The following is a 2,749-nucleotide window of genomic DNA, read 5'->3' as shown; positions in this document are numbered from 1 at the left end:
GGCCCGCCTGCCGCCCGGAGAGCTCCGGGGGCAGGCGGGCCGTCGTGGTCGCGGGCAGGCCTCAGGCGGCCTTGACCCAGACGGGTTCGGCGCTGAAGTTCATCAGCGTCGAGACGGTGAAGCTGCCTGTCTTCGCCTGGTCCTCGGGGATGATGATCCCGTACTGCCACTCGCCGGTGTCGCCATCATGGAGCGTTCCGGTGTCGAGCCAGCTCTGCGGGGTCAGGGTGCCCTCGTCGCTGAAGGTGTCGCCGCTCTCGCCCACGTAGTCGGCCGTGAGGGCGAAGTAGCCCGGCTCCGCAGAGCCGTCACCGTGGTACGTCATCGACACGGGGACGAGGATGTAGGTCTCGCCCTCGCTGGGCTGCTCGTTGGCCGAACTGGCTTCCATGACCGCATCGGTCGCATCCCAGTCCACCTCTCCGATGACGACCTCGAGCGTGCCGCCGCTGCCATCGTCGAGCGTGAACTTCTCGCCGATCGCGTAGGGGGCGTCCTTGGTGCCCTTGCCGTCGGCGGCGGCCTCGGTCGCCTCCTCCGAGGTCGCCTCCTCGGTCGTGGCGTCCTCCTCGGTCGGCTCCTCGCCGTCCTCGGTGGTGGCCTGCTCCGAGGTGGTCCGCTCGTCTGCGGGCTCCCCGCCGTCGCGGGTGAAGAGGAAGACGCCGCCGCCGACGAGGAGCACGATCAGGGTGAGCACCGCGCAGCCCGCGCAGATGAGCAGCGGCGTCTTCGAGGACTTCTTCGGCGGTTCGGCGTGCTGGGTGTAGGGCTGCTGGCCGTCGGCCCCGAAGGCGGGCGCGGAGGACGGCGCCTGGCCCCAGCCCTGCGGGTCCTGACCGTAGCCGGAGTTCGCCGAGGCCTGCCCGTAGGCACCGCTGGGCGAGCCCTGGCCGTACCCCTGCTGCCCGTACCCCTCCTCGCCGTAGCCCTGCTGCTGGCCATAGGGCTGCGGTCCCTGCCCGTGGCCGCCGTTCGCGGCCTGCTGGCCGTACTGGTCATCGGACGGGGGCTGACCCCACGGGTTCTGCGGTGGCTGCGACATGGTCCGTTCCGGCGCCGACTGCGGCGCCGACCCCTCTCTGCTGGCGGGAGGTGCTCTGCACGAACCCGCGCGGGCCCGTGCGTGTCATCGTAGAGCGAGTCCAGGCTCCGTTCAGCATCCGTCATGTCGCAGTCGGGTCACGATGCCGGGCGGAACCGTCGCGCGCTCCCGTCGACGGTCCCGCCGCGTCGTCCTCACCTCCCGTACCCCGCGACGGGACGGGGGCGACCGCGCACGTCGGCGTGCGTCGGCCGCCCCCGTCGGGACCGGGCTCAGCGCCCCGCGGTGAACCGCTCCCCGTGGAAGGCGCTGCCGGTGGTGCGCTCGGAGGCACCGGAGGCGTCGAGATAGGGGGTGATCCCGCCGCGGTGGCGGGGGAAGCCCGCGCCGAGGATCAGCGCGAGGTCCACCTGCTCGGGCTGCTCGACCACGCCCTCCTCGATCATCAGCTGGATCTCCTCGGCCAGACCGGCCCGCACCTTCTCCAGCAGCGCCTCGCCGACCAGCGGCTCGATGCCGGCGGGGCGCTCGCCCTCGCCGAAGACCTGCGCGACCGTCGGGGAGACCGGCGGGTGCACGGAGGTGCGGCTGCGCTCGGTGAAGTGGACGCCGCCCTGCGCCATGACGCCGAGCCCCGGCGAGGCGTGGAAGCGGTCGCCGAGCTCCTCGAGCAGCACCTGGCCCACGTGGTCGGCGACGCCGAGCCCCACCAGGTCCAGCAGCTCGAAGGGGCGCATCGGCATGCCGAGCGCGTCGAGGGAGGCGTCGACCTCCACCGGGTCCGCGCCGGCGTCGAGGGAGGCGAGCACGCCGCCGAGCACGCGGAAGAGCAGTCGGTTGACGATGAAGCCGGGCGCGTCGGCGCTGCGCACCGCGAACTTCCGCAGGCGGCGCACCACCTCGAGACCGGTGGCGAGGGTCTGCTCGTCGGTCTTCTCGGTGTGGATCACCTCGACCAGCGGCATCTTCGCGACGGGGTTGAAGAAGTGCAGGCCGACGACCCGCTCGGGGCGGGCGAGGTCCTCGGCCATCTTCGACACGGAGAGCGAGGAGGTGTTGGTGACCAGCAGCGCGTCCTCGGCGAGGACGCCCTCGAGCTCGGCGAAGACGGACTTCTTGATCGTCAGCACCTCCGGCACCGCCTCGATCACGAGGTCGCAGCCGGCGAGCTCCCGCAGGTCGGTGGTGGCGGAGAGGTTCTCGGCGATCGCGGTCGCGGTCTGCTCGTCGAGATGTCCGCGGGCGGCGCTCTGGGCGATCACGTCGCGGGCGGCGGCCAGGCCCTTCTCGGCGATGGCCTCGTCGAGGTCGCGCATGACGACGGGGACCTTCAGGCCGAGCGCGAGCTGCGCCGCGATCTGGGAGGCCATCAGACCGGCGCCGGCGACACCGACGCGCGTGATCTCCCGCGCGCCCTCGACCGGGGTGCGGCCGGGCTTGCCGCGGCGCAGCAGCTCGGCGGCGTAGAGGGACGCGGAGGCGGCGTCGCTGCGGACCAGCTCGGCGAGCGCGTCGCCCTCGCGGGTCAGGGCGTCCTCGAGGGTGGAGCCGGGCAGCTGCTGCAGCAGGATCAGGGCGCGGCCGACGGCGGGGGCGCCCTGCGTCTCGAGCCGCTGCGCCCAGGCGCGGCGAGTCTCGGCGGGGCTGTGCGGGGCGTCGAGCGCGTCCAGCAGCTCCTCGGCCTCGGGCGAGTCGGCGGCGGGCAGG

The 2,749-nt window shown here is 73.3% G+C and carries 2 protein-coding genes; both read right to left on the bottom strand.

What is annotated here, in order from left to right; translation table 11 throughout:
* Positions 1-61: 61 nt before the first annotated feature.
* A complete protein-coding gene (locus HMPREF3159_RS04380) occupies positions 62-1,042 on the bottom strand; it encodes a hypothetical protein (protein ID WP_070499845.1) in 981 nt (326 codons plus the stop codon).
* 272 nt (positions 1,043-1,314) lie between these two features.
* On the bottom strand, positions 1,315-2,749 hold a 1,435-nt coding region (locus HMPREF3159_RS04375; RefSeq protein WP_070499844.1), incomplete at its 5' end, for a 3-hydroxyacyl-CoA dehydrogenase family protein.

Origin of the sequence: Brachybacterium sp. HMSC06H03, from assembly GCF_001807385.1 — a bacterium.
Classification (GTDB): domain Bacteria; phylum Actinomycetota; class Actinomycetes; order Actinomycetales; family Dermabacteraceae; genus Brachybacterium; species Brachybacterium conglomeratum.
The sequence above is the reverse complement of the archived record's forward strand: the minus strand, read 5'-3'. Positions and strand labels throughout refer to the sequence as shown.